At 72.3% G+C, this 15,675-nt stretch carries 13 protein-coding genes; 3 read left to right on the plus strand and 10 right to left on the minus strand.

Going from position 1 to position 15,675, the window contains the following annotated elements; all coding sequences use genetic code 11:
• Positions 1–17 precede the first annotated feature (17 nt).
• The 3 genes from ACZ592_RS12340 to ACZ592_RS12350 all read left to right on the plus strand — a co-directional run bounded on the left by ACZ592_RS12340 (position 18) and on the right by ACZ592_RS12350 (position 4,049).
• A complete protein-coding gene (locus ACZ592_RS12340) occupies positions 18–1,592 on the plus strand; it encodes an MFS transporter (protein ID WP_471581470.1) in 1,575 nt (524 codons plus the stop codon).
• A gap of 101 nt (positions 1,593–1,693) precedes the next feature.
• The gene (locus ACZ592_RS12345) at positions 1,694–2,749 is read left to right on the plus strand and encodes an NAD-dependent epimerase/dehydratase family protein (protein WP_471581471.1); all 1,056 of its coding nucleotides are present in this window, start codon (positions 1,694–1,696) and stop codon (positions 2,747–2,749) included.
• Positions 2,750–2,876: 127 nt separating this feature from the next.
• On the plus strand, positions 2,877–4,049 hold the full coding sequence (locus tag ACZ592_RS12350; RefSeq protein ID WP_471581472.1) for an acyltransferase family protein: 1,173 nt from the start codon (positions 2,877–2,879) through the stop codon (positions 4,047–4,049).
• Positions 4,050–4,131: 82 nt separating this feature from the next.
• Here the strand turns inward: ACZ592_RS12350 and ACZ592_RS12355 are convergent, their stop codons facing one another.
• From ACZ592_RS12355 to ACZ592_RS12400, 10 genes are all read right to left on the minus strand, one after another.
• On the minus strand, positions 4,132–5,067 hold the full coding sequence (locus ACZ592_RS12355) for a cation diffusion facilitator family transporter (protein ID WP_471581473.1): 936 nt from the start codon (positions 5,065–5,067) through the stop codon (positions 4,132–4,134).
• Between the two features lie 327 nt (positions 5,068–5,394).
• Complete coding sequence (locus ACZ592_RS12360) at positions 5,395–6,081, minus strand: MOSC domain-containing protein (RefSeq protein ID WP_471581474.1); 687 nt, start codon at positions 6,079–6,081, stop codon at positions 5,395–5,397.
• A 70-nt stretch (positions 6,082–6,151) separates the two neighbouring features.
• Positions 6,152–6,667: a hypothetical protein gene (locus tag ACZ592_RS12365; RefSeq protein ID WP_471581475.1), complete on the minus strand. Its 516-nt coding sequence runs from the start codon at positions 6,665–6,667 to the stop codon at positions 6,152–6,154.
• 103 nt (positions 6,668–6,770) lie between these two features.
• The gene (locus tag ACZ592_RS12370; protein ID WP_471581476.1) at positions 6,771–7,592 is read right to left on the minus strand and encodes a DUF1295 domain-containing protein; all 822 of its coding nucleotides are present in this window, start codon (positions 7,590–7,592) and stop codon (positions 6,771–6,773) included.
• The gene (locus ACZ592_RS12375) at positions 7,589–8,872 is read right to left on the minus strand and encodes a class I SAM-dependent methyltransferase (protein WP_471581477.1); all 1,284 of its coding nucleotides are present in this window, start codon (positions 8,870–8,872) and stop codon (positions 7,589–7,591) included. The genes ACZ592_RS12370 and ACZ592_RS12375 overlap by 4 nt, the downstream gene beginning before the upstream one ends.
• Positions 8,869–10,170: a class I SAM-dependent methyltransferase gene (locus ACZ592_RS12380; RefSeq protein WP_471581478.1), complete on the minus strand. Its 1,302-nt coding sequence runs from the start codon at positions 10,168–10,170 to the stop codon at positions 8,869–8,871. The genes ACZ592_RS12375 and ACZ592_RS12380 overlap by 4 nt, the downstream gene beginning before the upstream one ends.
• Positions 10,167–10,922 (minus strand): DUF1365 domain-containing protein, encoded by a 756-nt coding sequence (locus ACZ592_RS12385; protein ID WP_471581479.1) that lies wholly within the window; start codon positions 10,920–10,922, stop codon positions 10,167–10,169. Before ACZ592_RS12385 ends, ACZ592_RS12380 begins: the two co-directional genes overlap by 4 nt.
• A complete protein-coding gene (locus ACZ592_RS12390; RefSeq protein WP_471581480.1) occupies positions 10,919–12,184 on the minus strand; it encodes an NAD(P)/FAD-dependent oxidoreductase in 1,266 nt (421 codons plus the stop codon). Before ACZ592_RS12390 ends, ACZ592_RS12385 begins: the two co-directional genes overlap by 4 nt.
• Before the next feature lie 171 nt (positions 12,185–12,355).
• Entirely contained in the window at positions 12,356–13,564 is a 1,209-nt protein-coding gene (locus ACZ592_RS12395) for a metallophosphoesterase (protein ID WP_471581481.1), read from the minus strand.
• Between the two features lie 87 nt (positions 13,565–13,651).
• Positions 13,652–15,544, minus strand: a complete 1,893-nt coding sequence (locus ACZ592_RS12400; protein ID WP_471581482.1) for an ABC transporter ATP-binding protein — start codon at positions 15,542–15,544, stop codon at positions 13,652–13,654.
• Positions 15,545–15,675 lie beyond the last annotated feature (131 nt).

Below are 15,675 nucleotides of genomic sequence, written 5' to 3' on the forward strand. Positions count from 1 at the left end.
CATCGGAAGAGGAATTCGTGAGCGCCACGGATACCACGACGAGTCGCGAGGCTCGAATCGTCCTGATTATCACCGTCGTAGCGTCGGCGCTATTGGTTATCGATATCACCATCGTTTCCGTAGCGTTACCCGAGATCCAGTCGGACCTCGGCGGCTCCCTGGCCGCCCTGCAGTGGATCATCATCGGCTACACGGTCACCTTCGGCGCCTTCCAACAGGCGGCGGGCTCGCTGTCGGACCGGCTCGGACGGCGGTCCATGTTCATGGGCGGCATCGCCCTGTTCACCCTCTCCTCGCTGGCCTGCGGGCTCGCGCCGAACGCCATCGCGCTCGACGTCGCACGCTGTGTGCAGGGCATGGGCGCCGCCTTCGTGCTCGCCAACGCGATGCCGCTGATCGCCCAGGTCTACGACGGACAGAGCCGCAACATGGCCATTGCCGTCTGGGGCACCACGCTCGGTGCCTGCGGTGCCGTCGCCCCGGTCATCGGCGGTCTCCTCGTCGACCTCACCGAGTGGCGCTACCTCTTCCTGATCAACGTGCCGATCGGCGCGGTCGCGCTCTTCCTGTGCCGCACCCGGCTGCCCGTCGACCCGCCGCGCAGCTCGCTCGCCGGCATCGACTGGACCGGCGCGGGACTGCTCGTGCTCACCCTCGGCCTGGTCAACTTCGCGCTCACCCGCGGTGAGGACCAGGGCTGGGCCTCCGCCGCCACCCTCGTCCAGCTCGGCGTCTCCGCCGTACTCCTCGTCGGCTTCCTGCTCCTGGAGCGCCGGGTCCCCACACCGACCCTGGACCTGACGCTGTTCAAGGTGCCGACGTTCGTGGCGGCCACCCTGATCGCCTTCTTCTCCCGCTTCGCCACCATCGGCGGTTCCGTCTACTACATCCTGTACTTCCAGAGCGCCCGCGGGCTCAGCCCGTTGGAGACCGGCCTGATGATGATGGCCATCTTCGCCCCGCAGCTCGGCATGGGCCTGGTCGCGGGCAAGCTCCAGGCCAAGTACTCCCCCTCGCACATCATCGGCGCCGGCTTCGGCATCCTGGCGCTCGGCGGACTCTCCATGTCCTGGGCCTTCGACCAGGGCCACACCATCTGGGCGGCCCTGCCCGGCCTGCTCCTGTGGGGTGTGGGAGGCGGTCTCGCGGGCAGCCCGTCCATGTCGCTCGCCGTCAACGTGGTACCCAAGGAACGCGCGGGCATGGCGTCCGGCGCGATCAACAGCCTGTTCATGTTCGGCGCGGGCATCGGCGCCGCGCTCTTCGGTGTCCTGTTCCGCAGCAGGATCGAGGACCAGGTCGGCGGCGGCCTCCGTACGGGCTCGGCCGACCATGACTCCGTGGTCTCCGCCGCCGCCCAGGGCGACATCTCCCGGGCCCTGGAGCACGTGCCCGACGACCTCGTCTCCCCGGCGCGTCGCACCCTGGAGTCCGCCATCGCCGACGGCGCCTCCTTCGTGATGCTGTGGGCCGCGGTGGTCTGTGTCGGCACGGCTGCCGTCGCCCTCACCCTGGTCCGCAAGAAGGACCTGCTCACCGGCGCCCCCGAACCCGCCAAGGAGGAGGACAAGGCGGCGCCGGAACCGGCCTGACGATCCGGGGCGGCCCTCTTCGGGGGCCGCCCCGTTCCACGTCTCCCCCCTCGTGGAACACCCATCACCCCCCCATGACACCCGCACGCCAGGAGCCCGCGATGTCCCCGCATTCCACCGCCGGTCCACTGCGCCTGCTGGTCCTCGGCGGCACCGGATTCGTCTCCGGCGCCGTGGCCGCGGAGGCCGTCGCCCGCGGCCACGACGTCACCTGTGTCGCCCGCGGCACCAACGGCGTGGCGCCCCCCGAAGGAGCCCGGCTGCTGCACGCCGACCGGAACGCGCCGGACGGCCTCGCCCCGCTGCGCGGCACCCGCTTCGACGCGGTCGTGGAGAGCGCGACGCTCGCCCTCCCCTGGGTGCACCGGGCCCTGCGCGACGTGAGCGCCGGCCACTGGACGTTCATCTCCTCGATCAGCGTGTACGCCGACACCTACACCCGGGGCCAGACGGCCCGCACCGCACCGCTGCGCCCCGCACTGGCCGACATCGACGCCTACGACCCCGGGCAGGACCCCGAGCCCTCCCAGGCCACGTACGGAGGGGTGAAGCTCGCCTGTGAGCGGGCCGTTCGGGAGGCCACCGCCGACGCGGCCCTCATCGTCCGCCCGGGCCTGATCGTGGGACCGGGCGACGACGTCGGGCCCTTCGGCTACTGGCCGCTGCGGATGGCGCGCGGCCGGGCCACCGCCGTGCCGGCGGCGAACGGTGCCGACGGCCTCGCCCTGCCCGCGCAGTGCGTGGACGTGCGGGACCTCGCCGCCTGGATCCTCGACGGTGCGACCGCGCGCACGGCCGGGGTGTACGACGCGGCCGGCCCCCCGGTGCCCCTGGACTCCCTGCTCCGCGAGGTCGCCGACGCCGTGGGGCACGACAGCCTCGAGCTCGTGCCGGTGCCGGAGGACGTGCTGCGCGACGCCGGGGTACGGGCGTGGACGGGCCGCCCTTCCATGCCCCTGTGGCCGCCCCGGGAGCTGCACGGCGCGCTCGCCCGTGACGTCACGTCGTCCTTCGACGCGGGGCTGCGCGTCAGGCCGGTCGCCGAGACGGCACGGGCGGTGCTGCGCGACCGCCTCGGACGCGGTGCGGGCATCCCCCCTGTGGCGGGCCTGACGCCCGTCGAGGAGGCCTCACTGCTGCGCCTCGCGGGCGCCTGAGAGGTCCGCGCCATGCCCCCCGAGTACCCGTTGTGCAACCGGAGTTGGACGCCACGGTGCCATCTCCGGGTGGCATACATTCGGCCACTTCCATTGATACGTTCGGCGCGTTTTTGACGCTTCGAACATGTCAGGAGACGCCGTGGCCACGGCCGTGCCGCCCCTTCCCTCCGCCGCGAGACTGCCCTCGTTGACCGGCCTCCGCTTCGTCGCCGCGTTCGCCGTCTTCGCCTCGCACGCCTATCTGGCGATCTGGTTCGACGGCGTGTGGGAGAACAACACCCCCGCCATGGTCGCGCTGATCACGGCGCGTTCCGGGGTCGGATTCTTCTTCCTGCTCAGCGGATTCGTGCTGGCCTGGTCGGCGCGGCCAGGCGACCGGGCGGTGTCCTTCTGGCGCCGGCGCGCGGCCAAGATCTATCCGGTGCACGCGGTGACGTGGTTCGCCGCGCTCGTCCTGATCAACTGGACGGGCGGTCAGGTCGCCGCCCGCCAGGCCGTGCCCAACCTGCTCCTCGTGCAGTCCTGGTCCCCCACGTTCGACGTCTACGACAGCGTGAACGGCGTGTCCTGGTCGCTGTCCTGCGAGGCCTTCTTCTACCTGGCCTTCCCGCTGCTCATCCACCTCGTCCGCCGCATCCCGGCCCGCCGGCTGTGGGCCTGCGCCGCCGCCGCGGCCCTCGCGGTGATCGCGATGCCCCTGGTCGCCACGGCCGCCCTCTCCTCCGAACCGAAGTTCTTCGCGTTCCCCGTGACGCTGCACCAGTACTGGTTCATCTATACCTTCCCCCTCACCCGGCTGCTGGAGTTCGTGCTCGGCATCCTCCTCGCCAGGGCCGTCCTGGAGGGGACGCGGGTGACCGTCCGCTTCCGGCACGCCCTGCCCGCACTCGCGATCGGCTATCCCCTCGCGCTCCAGGTGCCGTTCCTGTACGCGATATCCGCGGTCCTCGTCATACCGATGGCGCTGCTCGTGCTCGCGGGCGCGGGTGCCGACATCCGCGGCTCGCGCTCGCCGGTGCGCGGGCGGCCGATGGTGTGGCTGGGCGACGTCTCGTTCGCCTTCTACATGGTCCACATGCTCGTGCTGACGCACGTGTACCGCCTGATCGACGAAGAGCACACGGCTTCCGGCGCCGTCAGGGCCGGTTCCGCCGTGCTCGTCCTCGCGCTCTCCCTGCTGGCGGCGTGGGCGGTGAACGCCCTGGTGGAACGGCCGTTGACGCGGCGCTGGGGATCGGGGCGGACCACACGCCCCAAGGCCGGGGCACCGCTCGACGAAAAACCTGTGGCCCCCTGAGCCGTGCGGACACGGCTCAGAGGGCCAGCGGGCGGGCCGCCCCGTCGGGGGAATGCCGGGGCGGACCGGTTTCGGGCAGGAGTCAGTGGACGGGTGACTCCTTGCGCAGCACCGTGCCGTGCGGCTCCTCGCAGTGCCGGCCGGCCTCGGCCGCGCCGGCTCCGGCGAGCCGCTCGGGGGCGTGGTCCACCTCCAGCGTGGCGTGCGTGATGCCGTGCTCCTCGCGCAAGCGGGCCTGGATGCCCTTGCGCACCGCGTGGCAGTCGCCGCCGGGCTCCACCAGCACATGGGCCGAGAGCACCGGCTGGCCGGAGGTGATCTCCCAGATGTGCAGGTCGTGGACCTCGACCACGCCGTCCTGGTCCACCATGCCGCCGCCCACGTCGCCGGGGTCGATGTCGATGGGCGCGGCCTCCAGGAAGATCCTCCCCGAGGCACGGACCAGCGAGAAGCCCGACCGGACCATGAGCACCACCACGATCATGGAGGCGATGCTGTCGGCCCTGGCGAAGCCGGTCGTCATCACGACCGCGCCGGACACGGCCGTCGCGATGAAGCCGTAGAGGTCGGTGAGGATGTGCTGGAAGGCGCCCTCGACGTTGAGCGAGGACCGGTTGGCCTTCGACATGCACCACGCGGCGGCGATGTTCACCGCCACGCCCGCGAGGGCCGTCACCAGGACCAGGGCCCCGCCGACCTTCGGCGGATCCAGGAGCCGCTCGATGTTCTCGTACGTCAGCCAGGCGGAGAGGAGCAGCAGGGTGAGCCCGTTCGCCTGGGCCGAGAGGATCTCCGCGCGCTTGAAGCCGTAGGTGAAGCGGCCGCGCACCGGCCGGCTCGCCAGCTTCATCGCCCACAGGGCGAGTGCGATCGCCCCCGCGTCCGAGAGCATGTGCGCCGCGTCCGCGAGCAGAGCCATCGACTGGGCGGCGAACGCGACGACGACTTCCACCGCCATGTAACTGACGATCAGGCCGAGCGAGATGGATAACCAGCGGCGGTCCGCGTCCTCGGCCACCGCGTGAGAGTGCCCCGCATGGCCGTGCCCGTGCCCGCCGTGGCCGTGTGCGTGCCCCTTGTCGCCGTGAGGGTGCGCATGAGCGTGTTCGTCGGCATGCTTATGCCCGTGATTCATCGAATTCCCATCGCTCCGCGGGGGCTTGGACAGGGAAAGTGAAGCGCATCAATCTCGCGATTTCAAAGGCTGCAATGAAGACGGTTATCAATTACCGAAGCCTATTGCGGCGAATATCGAAATCCGTCCAGGTGTCACCTAGGTGCGACGGCCACGCATGGCCGGAAACCAGTCCGAGAAAGGCAAGAAACCGGCGTTCCGCCCGGGTCTCTAAGCCTCGGAGCACCCGTGGTTCCCGTACTTCGCCACGTACGCACGAGCGATCTCCAGCTGCTCCCGCTCCATCCACTCGGCGGCCACCAGCACACCGGGCAGCGCCGCACGCTCCGTCGTCAGGGCGCGGAACAGCCGGGAGACGGTCACGTCGTGAGCGGGGCGGTGCACCACCTCGATCGCGTCGCCGCCCCGGATCTCGCCGGGCTCGATCACCCGCAACATCGCCCCGGAGGAAGCGGCTCGGGTGAAGCGCCGGAGCCAGCGGTGTTCCCCGAGCCAGGCGGCGAAGGTGCGGCACGGCAGGCGTCCGCCGGTCACTTCGAGGACGACGTCGCGGCCGAGCCGCCACCGCTCACCGACCAGGGCGCCCCGCAGGTCGATGCCGACGGTGGTGAGGTTCTCGCCGAACGCGCCGGGCGCGAATCGCCGGCCCAACTCCCGCTCCCAGCCGTCCAGATCCTCCCGCGCGAACGCGTAGACGGCGCGGTCGTCGCCGCCGTGGAAGCGCAGGTCGCACACCGCGTCGCCGCGCAGCCCGCTCCCGCCGGTGCCCGGCGCTCCGGGGCGCTCGACCCGGACCGGGCCGTCGGCCGGCCGCTTGTCGATGCCCGTGGTCCCGGACGGGGCGTCGGTGTAGTCGACCGCCGTGGCCGCCCCGACGTTCACGCTCAAGATCTTCATGCCGCCGCATGGTACGTCCGCCACGAGAGGGGCAGGGACGCGCCCCGGCCGGCATCGGGACGCTCCGGTCTCAGGCGATCAGGGTGGCGATGCCTCCGGTGAGCAGGCCCACGACGAGGATCAGCGGGCTGCCCTTGAGGGCGGCGCCGGCGTGGAACCGGAGGTCGCGGTACTCGGGCATGCCTTCGGTGCCGGGCAGGGCGAGGAGGCGGGGGCGCAGCCCGGCGAAGACGATCCAGTCGAGGACGACCAGGTCCCAGACGGTCAGCGTGGCGAAGACGAGGGCCGCGCAGAGGGCCGCGGGCAGGAACGTCAGGCCGTCGGGGAGCGCCCCGTCGAGGCCGACCATCGCCCCGGTCAACAGGGGCAGGCCGCAGCCGGCCCAGACGAACACGCCGAACAGCACCGCCACCCGGCGGCCTCGGGCGCTCTTGGGTCTGCCGTACCGGCGCCGGATCGCGGGCGGATAGTCGTCCAGCAGGAAGTCCCTGCTGAGGGCGGCGCCGCCGAACACCCCCGCGGTGAACAGCACGCTGAGCACGAGACCGTAGCCCAGGCCGTATCCGAGAACCGCGGACCACTCCATGCCGACCTCCCGAAGCATCCTCGAATCCTCTCAAGCGGAAGGAGCGATTCGATGGAACGCCCCGGGTGATTCCGGGTCGGCCGTACATTCGGGTCCTGCCCCCTCACCGCACGCCGGCGCCCCGGTCCTCGCGGGGCGGGAGCGGGAAGAAGCCGCTGGTGCGCCGGCGGTAGGCGGCGTAGCCGGGGCGGTCCGCCATGTGGCGTTCCAGGAGCGCCTTGCCGCTTCCGCGGGTCAGCAGCAGGCTCATGACGAGTGGTCCGACGACAGTGGCCGCCGCGGCGGCCGGGGCGTCGCACACGATCAGGAAGAGGCCCCACCAGACGCAGAAGTCTCCGAAGTAGTTGGGGTGCCTGGTCCACGACCACAGGCCGCGGTCCATGATCCGGCCACGGTTGTCCGGATCGGCCTTGAAGCGGGCCAGTTGCGCGTCGCCGACGCTTTCGAAGACGATCCCCACCAGCCAGAGCGCCGTGCCGACGGCGGCGACGGCGGACATCGGGCCGCTGAGGCAGCCGGCCGCCTGCACGGGCAGGGACACCAGCCACACCAGGGCGCCCTGGAGGAGGTAGACCTTGCGGAAGGCGTACGCGGCCGGGCTGCCCGGCGCCTTGGCGAGCATCTGTTCGTACCGCGGATCCTCCCCGTGGCCGCGCCCGCGCCGGGCGATGTGCACGGCGAGCCGCAGCCCCCAGGCACAGGTCAGCACGGTGATGAGCAGCCGGCGTCCGGTGTCGCCGTGCCCGGCGGACAGGAGGAGGCTCGCGAGGGCGACGGCGGTGAAGGCCAGCCCCCAGGCGACGTCGACGATCCGGTGCATCCGCATGCGCAGCGCCACGGCGAAGGTGACGAGCATGACCGCCAGGGCCACGCCCGCCGTGACCGCGAGCTGGACGCCGAAGGCTCCCCAGTCGAATCCGCTCATGTGCCGTCGCCTCCTTCACGCCGGTACCAGCCGGCGGGGGTGGGCGGCAGTCCGGAGCCGCCCCGCAGGTCGGGCCGGACCGCCAGGATCTGGTCGACGCCCATGCGCCGGGCCTCGAACGCGAGGCCGCCGCCGACGAGGTAGAGCCGCCACACCCGGGCCGTCTCCTCGCCGACCAGCGAGACGAAGACGTCCCAGCGGTCTTCCAGCGTCCGGCGCCAGGCCTCGACGGTACGGACGTAGTGCTCGCGCAGCGACTGTACCGAGCCGACCTCCAGGCCCGCGTCCTCAAGGAGCGAGACGGTCTGCCCCAGCGGACGCATGTGCATGTCGGGGGCGATGTAGGACTCGATGAAGGCGCCGCCGCCGGGGGCGGTCGCGCCGCGGGACATCTGCTGCACGAGGACGCGGCCGCGGGGCCGGAGCATGCGGTACAGCTGTGCGGCGAAGGCGGTGTACTCGCTGTCGCCGACGTGCTCCCCCATCTCGATCGTCGACACCGCCTCGTAGGCCCCGCCGTCGATGTCGCGGTAGTGCCGCAGCTGTACGTCCACCAGGTGCTCCAGGCCGCGTTCGCGGACCCGGGCGCGCACGAAGTCGCGCTGTTCGTGGGCGAGGGTCACCGCGGTGACCTGGACCTTGTACTCCTCGGCCGCGTACAGGGTGAGGGCGCCCCAGCCGCAGCCAATGTCCAGGAGCCGCGTGCCGGGCCGCAGGTCCAGCTTGCGGCAGACGAGTTCGAGTTTGTCGCGCTGGGCGTCGGCCACCGCGTAGTCGGGGTCCTCACTGGTCCAGTACCCGCAGGAGTACGCCATCGACGGGTCGAGGAGCTCTTCGTAGAAGGCGTTGGAGAGGTCGTAGTGGTGGCTGATCGCCGCACGGTCGCGGGAACGGGTGTGCCGCGCCCCGCGCAGCTCGGCGCGGGACGAGGGCGGCGCGGGGCGCGGGCCGAGGGCGCCGAGCCGGGCCGCGGTGACGGCCGCCCTCAGGAGCGGGCCCGCCGTGGGCCGAGGCCGTTCCACCGGGCTGTCCCACAGGGCGCGCAGGCCGTCCGCCAGGTCGCCCTCGATGTCCAGGTCGCCGCTGATGTAGGCCTCGGCCAGGCCGAGTTCACCGCGCTGCCACAGCAGTCTGCGCAGCGCGCGGCGGGAGCGCAGGATCACCACCGGAGCATCGGGCGGGCCGCTCTCGCTGCCGTCCCAGGACCGCAGCCGCACCGGCGGCGGGCCACCGAGGACGCCTTCCAGAAGCGTGGTCAGGCGCCGGGCCGTGGTGGTCATGAGCGGGCTCCGTTCCCCGCCGCGCCGTGACGGGCCCCGGCGGTGTCGGTGTCGGTGGGGCGAGTGAGCAGGAACTGGTGGACGTCGAGGTACCGCGCGCGAAATCCCGCCTCGGAGTAGGCGAGGTAGAAGGTCCACATGCGGCGGAACGTGGCGTCGAAGCCCAGCCGCTCCACCTCGTCGGCGCGTTCGTCGAAGCGTTCGCGCCACAGGCGCAGGGTCTGCGCGTAGTCCGTCCCGTACGCGTCGCACGCGGTGACGCGCAGTCCGGTGTGGGCGGTGGCGGTGTCCCGGACGGCCCGGACGGAGGGGATGAGGCCGCCGGGGAAGATGTACTTGTGGATCCAGGTGTGGGTGGACGCGGAGGCGACCATGCGGTCGTGCGGCATGGTGATCGCCTGCAGGGCGATCCGGCCGCCGGGCGCCGACAGGGCGTCGAGGGTGCGGAAGTAGGCGGGCCAGTACTCGGCGCCGACCGCCTCGATCATCTCCACGCTGACGATCGCGTCGTAACTGCCGGTGAGCTCCCGGTAGTCGCGGAGTTCGATGTCGACCCGGTCCTGGAGCCCCGCCGCCCGCACCCGCTCCCGGGCCAGCGCCTGCTGCTCGGCGGAGAGGGTCACCGAACGCACCGTCGCGCCGCGCGCGGCGGCCCGTACGGCCAACTCGCCCCAGCCGGTGCCGATTTCCAGCAGCCGGGTGCCGGGGCCCACCTGCGCCAGGTCGAGCAGCCGGTCGATCTTGCGGTGCTGGGCCGCGGGCAGCCGGTCCCAGGTGGCGGGCAGGCCGTCGAAGAGGGCGGCGGAGTAGGTGAGTGTCTCGTCCAGGAAGAGGGTGAAGAGGTCGTTCGACAGGTCGTAGTGCCGCTGGATGTTGTCGCGCGCTCCGGTGAGCGTGTTGCGCTGGGCGTCCGGCCTGCGCGGCGCCCACAGGCCGCGCAGCCGTTGCAGCGGTCCCGGCACGAGCGTCGCCGCGTGCTCGGCGAGCACGGTCAGGACGCCGACCATGTCGTCGGCGTCCCACTCGCGGGCCATGTAGGACTCGCCGAAACCGATCAGACCGTGCGCGGCGATGCGCCGCACGAAGGCGTCGGGCTCCCGTACGCGCAGCAACGGCCCGCCCGCGCCCAGGCGTTCACCGCCGGCGAGCGCCACGCTCACCGGCAGCCGCTGGAACGCCCGCCGGAGAATCGTCCGGGCCACGGCCCGGCGGGCGGCGGATACGGGCGGCACCGTCACCACGTCGGGCCAGCGCGCGGCGTCCGGCTCGCCGTGGGAGGCGGAGAGGGAGGTGGTCACTGCATTCCTTTCTGTCCGGGGCAGCCCGGTCTGGGCACGACGCGCAGTCCTCGCAGCCACAGCCGGACGCCGTGCCGGCGGATGCCGAGGCTCACGGCGAGGGTCGGGAAGGGGTGGCGGGCGACGGTCCGCAGCAGGGACCGGGCGGTGGCGGCCCGCCGCTCACCGCGCACGGTCGCGGTGAAGGGGCGCGCTCCGGCCTGGTCCAGGTGCACGGTGACGCTGAGGTGGTGGTCCGGCCGTGGCAGCCGCATCCGGTACTCGCCCGCGACCTCGAAGAACGGCGAGACGTAGAACTCCTTGCCGGTGCCGGCGCGTCCGGCCGCGTCGGGGCGCAGGAGATAGCAGTGCCGCTCGCCGTAGGTGTTGTGGACCTCGGCCACCACGCAGCGCAGCACACCGTCCGGGCCGTGGCACCAGAACAGCGTCAGCGGGTTGAAGACGTGCCCGAGCACGCGGGCGTGGGCGAGCATCAGGACCTGTCCGCCGTCCAGTTCCACGTCGTGGGCCCGCAGGTAGCGCTCCAGGCCGGTCCGGATGCCGGCGTCCCGTCCCGCGAAGTGGTCGCGCCCCAGGAACCGGGCAAGGGGGCGCAGCGGTCCCGGCAGCACCGGGAGCCGGTCCAGGTCGACGAGCCACAGGTAGGTGCGGTGCGTGAGCGTGTAGCGGCGCGGGCGGGTCCGGACGTGGGTGATCACGCTCGGATACAGGGCGGGGCCGTCGCCGTACCGGACGGCCGCTCCGGCCCTCACCACGACACCCCCAGGGCCGCGGCCGCCTCGACCCCCGAGCGGCAGCCGTCCTCGTGGAACCCCCAGCCGTGGTACGCCCCCGCGTAGGCGGTGACCGAGGTGCGGAGCGCGGGCAGGCGGCGCTGCGCGGCCACCGATTCCGGCGTGTAGACGGGGTGTTCGTAGCGCATGCGGGCCAGGACGCGCTCCTGGGACACGCGGTCGTCCCCGCCCAGCGTGACCACGTAGGTCTCGGGCGCGTCGAGGTGCTGGAGCCGGTTCATGTCGTAGCTGACCTGCACGCGGTCCGCGGTGGTGCGGCAGGACGGCAGCAGGTAGTTCCAGGACGCCCGCGCGCCCGCGCTGCGCGGCAGCAGGGTGCCATCGGTGTGCAGCAGGGTGGGGTTGCTGGAGTAGCGGAACGCCCCGAGCGTGCGCGTCTCGTCCTCGGTGGGGTCGGCCAGCAGGCGCAGGGCCTGGTCGGGGTGGGTAGCGATCACGACGCTGTCGTACGGGGTGACCGCGCCGTCCTGCGTGGTGATCTCCGCGTGGTCCGGGCCGCGGCGCAGCGACCGCACCGGCGTGGAGGTGTGGACGGCGCCGAGCTCCTTCTCGATCCGTGTGACGTACTCACGGGAGCCGCCGACGACCGTGCGCCAGGTCGGCGAGCCGCTCACGGCGAGCATGCCGTGGTGGTCCAGGAACCGGAACAGGTACTGGGCGGGATACCGCAGGGCGGTGCCCGGCGGGCAGGACCAGACGGCCGATACCACGGGGATCGCGAAGTGCCGCACGAAGTACGCGGAGAACCGGTGGTGGACGAGGAAGTCGTCGAGCGTGCACGTGCTGTCCTCGGGCGCGGCCAGCAGCCGCCGGGCCGCGCGGTGGAAGCGGGGCACTTCGCCGAGCATGCGCAGATACGCGGGGCGCAGGGCGTTGCGCGGCCTGGCGAGGAGGCCGCGTGGGCCGCGGGCGCCCGCGTACTCCAGGCCGCAGCCCTCGCACCGCACCGACATGCTCATCTCGGTGGGCCGGGTGGCCACGCCGAGCTCCGCGAACAGCCGCAGCAGGCGGGGGTAGGTCCGTTCGTTGTGCACGATGAAACCGGAGTCGACCTGCCGCACCCGGCCGTCGGACGACAGGACGTCGTGCGTGTGGGCGTGGCCGCCCGTCCTCGCGTCGGATTCGTACAGCGTGACCTCGTGGCGCCGTCGCAGGACGTGGGCCGCCGTGAGGCCCGCGATGCCGCCGCCGATCACCGCTGTGCGCGGTCGTCGCGCCATGCCGCTCCTCTCCCCTGTGTTCCGGGGCATGGGTGCCCCCTCATCAAGGGATTCGGAGCCGAGGCGGGTGCGGTTTGGTGCGAACTCCGCGACCTGCGGGAACGGGAAGTGATCCCGGTGCCGGCCGGTGGTCGTGGCGACCGGCCGGGAACACGTCCCGTCCCGGCTCCGTCAGGCCGCGTGCAGCGGCGCGGCCGTGCGCGTGCGGTGCGCGAGGCGGGCGGTGCGCGTGGCCACGTCGACCGTGTACGCCTCGACGGTCATGGCGCGCGCGGAGACCTTCAGGACCATGAATCCGTGGTCGGAGAAGTTCTGCCAGGACGCCGGGTGGTCGAAGTGCGCCTTGCCGTCGCCGGACTTGGCGGCGGCGCCGCACACGATCTGCCGGGTGCCGCCGGTGCGTGCCGTGGGGTCCAGGATCTGCAGGGTGTGGTCGTGTCCGGACAGGATCAGGTCGGCGCGCCCGCACACCACCTCCTCGTACAGCTCCTTGAGGTGGATGCCGCTGGTGTAGTGGCCGATCACGAAGCCGTCGTACGAACCGGCGCTGCCGTGCTGTCCGTTGTTCAGGTACGGGTGGTGGCCGAGCACGATCTTCCAGCGGGCCCGCGACGTCCTGAGCGCGTCGTCCAGCCAGGCGCGCTGCTCGCGCATGTAGGGGCCGTTCCACCGGTAGCGCGGGTCGAGCTGGGTGACGTAGGAGGAGACGGGGTTGGTGTCGAGGGCGAAGAACTCCACCAGCGGGTCGCTGCCGGGGGCGGCCGTGGCGGGCAGCGGGACGTTGTAGTAGCGGCTCGGCATGTACCAGCGGGGGGAGTTCTGCGCGTAGGCGACCTCGCGGTCGCCGCGCGAGGGGTCGCCGCCGCTGCCGGGGATCAGGCCGGAGCAGTCGTGGTTGCCGAGGACCATCAGCCACGGGATGTCGACGCCGGAGTTGGGGTCCTCGAACTTGGTGCGGAACTCCGAGTCGTCGGCGGACTCGGGGCCGTTCTCGTAGATGTTGTCGCCGAGGCCGACGGCGAGGCCGACGCCCTCGGCGCGGCACACCTCGCGGGCCGCCGCGGCCACCGCGTGCTGGGCCTCCTCGCCGGTGCCCGCGTCGCCGGTGAGGAGCACCGCGTACTCGCCCGAGCGGTTCGGGGCGGCCGGCAGGGGGAACTTGCCGGTGCGGGCGGTCGCCGCCGCGGGGGTCTGCGTGCCGCCCAGGGCGGTCAGCGCCGCCGCGCCCGCCACCACGCCGCCCAGCACGGTCCGCCTGCGCGGCGCCCGCATCTCCCGGACCCGCTCCCCCACCGGGCCCTCGGCGAGCGCCGGGGCGGCCCGCAGCCACTGGTCCTCCGTCAGGTCCGCGCTCGGCGGTATCAACTCGTCATCGCACATGGAGGGTTTCTCTCACGGGAGCGCGGGTGGATGGTGGGGAACCGATGAACTCCTGGTGGACGAATGGACACGGCTCGTGGGCCGGCCTCAGGCGGCTTCCACCACGTCCACCGGCTCCGTGCCCTTGGCGAACTGGGTCCGGTACAGCTCCGCGTACCGCCCGTCCAGGTCGAGGAGCTCGTCGTGCGTGCCGCGTTCCACGATCTGCCCGGCCTCGACGACGAGGATCTGGTCGGCGGAGCGCACCGTGGAGAGGCGGTGGGCGATCACCACGGCGGTGCGGCCTTCCAGCGCCTCGGCCAGCGCTTCCTGGACCGCGGCCTCGGAGGTGTTGTCGAGGTGCGCCGTCGCCTCGTCGAGGATGACGACCCGCTGCCCGGCCAGGAGCAGCCGTGCGATGGTCATGCGCTGCCGTTCGCCGCCGGAGAGGCGGTAGCCGCGCTCGCCGACCACGGTGTCGAGGCCGTCGGGCAGGGAGCGTACGAGGTCTTCGAGGCGGGCGCGCCGCAGCACGTCCCACAGGTCGTCCTCGGTGGCTCCGGGCCGGGCGAGGAGCAGGTTGTCGCGGACGGATTCGTGGAAGAGGTGGCCGTCCTGCGTGACCATGCCCAGGGTGGCCCGCATGGAATCGGCGGACAGGTCGCGCACGTCGACGCCGCCGATCCGCACGGCGCCTTCGTCGGTGTCGTACAGCCGGGGCAGGAGCTGCGCGATCGTCGACTTGCCCGCCCCGGAGGAGCCGACGAGCGCCACGGTCTGGCCCGGCTCGGCGCGGAAGGACAGGCCGTGCAGGACCTCGTCGCCGCCCCGGGTGTCGAGCGAGGCGACCTCTTCGAGGGAGGCGAGGGAGACCTTGTCGGCGGAGGGGTAGCCGAACCGCACGTTGTCGAACTCGATGGCGACGGGTCCTTCGGGGACCGGCACCGCCTCGTCCTTCTCCTCGATGAGCGGCTTCAGGTCAAGCACCTCGAAGACCCGCTCGAAGCTGACGAGGGCACTCATGACCTCGACCCGGGCGCCGGCCAGCGAGGTCAGCGGTGCGTAGAGCCGGGTGAGCAGCAGCGCGAGGGAGACGACGGCGCCCGCCTCCAGCGTCCCCTCCAGCGCGAAGTAGCCGCCGAGGCCGTAGACGAGGGCCAGCGCGAGGGCCGAGACGAGGGTGAGCGCGGTGATGAACGCGGACTGCGCCATGGCGGTGCGGACGCCGATGTCCCGCACCCGGTGGGCGCGGGCGGCGAACTCGGCGGACTCGGCGCCCGGCCGGCCGAAGAGCTTGATGAGGGTGGCGCCGGGTGCCGAGAAGCGTTCGGTCATCCGCGTGCCCATGGCGGCGTTGTGGTGTGCCGCCTCGCGCTGGAGGCGGGCCATCCGGGTGCCCATCCGGCGGGCGGGCACGACGAAGAGCGGCAGCAGCACCAGGGCGAGCAGCGTGATCTGCCAGGAGAGCGCCATCATGACGACGAGGGTGAGCAGCAGGGTGACGACGTTGCCGACGACACCGGACAGGGTGTTGCTGAACGCGCGCTGCGCGCCGACCACGTCGTTGTTGAGGCGGCTGACCAGGGCGCCCGTGCGGGTGCGGGTGAAGAAGGCGACGGGCATGCGCTGGACGTGGTCGAAGACGGCGGTCCGCAGGTCGAGGATGAGTCCTTCGCCGAGGTTCGCCGACAGCCAGCGGCTCAGCAGCCCGAGGCCGGCCTCGGCCACCGCGATGGCGGCGATGAGCAGGGCGTAGCGCACGACCGTCCCGGAGTCGTCGCCCGATACGATGGCGCTGACGACGTGCCCCGCGAGCACGGGGGTCGCCACGGCAAGCAGTGCGGTCAGGACGCTCAGGAGCACGAACTGCCAGATGCGTCGGCGGTGGGGCCGCGCGAAGGCGCCGATGCGGCGCAGCGTCGCGCGGGCGAAGGGGCGTCGGTCTTGTTGCGCATGCATGACGCTGTACATCTGCGTCCACGCGGTCGTTTCCATGCTCATACGGGAAACGTTAGAACCTCAACTAAACTTGAGGTCAAGGCTTCCGCCCCCTTTCACCCGCCCGTGCGCCGGCGGAGCGCGCAACCCCCGTCTCGGGAATCAGGGGTCGCGGCGCCCGCGGGCCGAAGCCG

This window comes from Streptomyces sp. NPDC040622 (genome assembly GCF_055593965.1).

Coding starts and splice junctions, on each gene's coding strand:
- ACZ592_RS12345 (WP_471581471.1), top strand. CDS start 1,694: ATGTCCCCGCATTCCACCGCCGGTCCACTGCGCCTGCTGGTCCTCGGC.
- ACZ592_RS12350 (WP_471581472.1), top strand. CDS start 2,877: ATGTCAGGAGACGCCGTGGCCACGGCCGTGCCGCCCCTTCCCTCCGCC.
- ACZ592_RS12360 (WP_471581474.1), bottom strand. CDS start 6,081: ATGAAGATCTTGAGCGTGAACGTCGGGGCGGCCACGGCGGTCGACTAC.
- ACZ592_RS12365 (WP_471581475.1), bottom strand. CDS start 6,667: ATGGAGTGGTCCGCGGTTCTCGGATACGGCCTGGGCTACGGTCTCGTG.
- ACZ592_RS12370 (WP_471581476.1), bottom strand. CDS start 7,592: ATGAGCGGATTCGACTGGGGAGCCTTCGGCGTCCAGCTCGCGGTCACG.
- ACZ592_RS12375 (WP_471581477.1), bottom strand. CDS start 8,872: ATGACCACCACGGCCCGGCGCCTGACCACGCTTCTGGAAGGCGTCCTC.
- ACZ592_RS12390 (WP_471581480.1), bottom strand. CDS start 12,184: ATGGCGCGACGACCGCGCACAGCGGTGATCGGCGGCGGCATCGCGGGC.
- ACZ592_RS12395 (WP_471581481.1), bottom strand. CDS start 13,564: ATGTGCGATGACGAGTTGATACCGCCGAGCGCGGACCTGACGGAGGAC.
- ACZ592_RS12400 (WP_471581482.1), bottom strand. CDS start 15,544: ATGAGCATGGAAACGACCGCGTGGACGCAGATGTACAGCGTCATGCAT.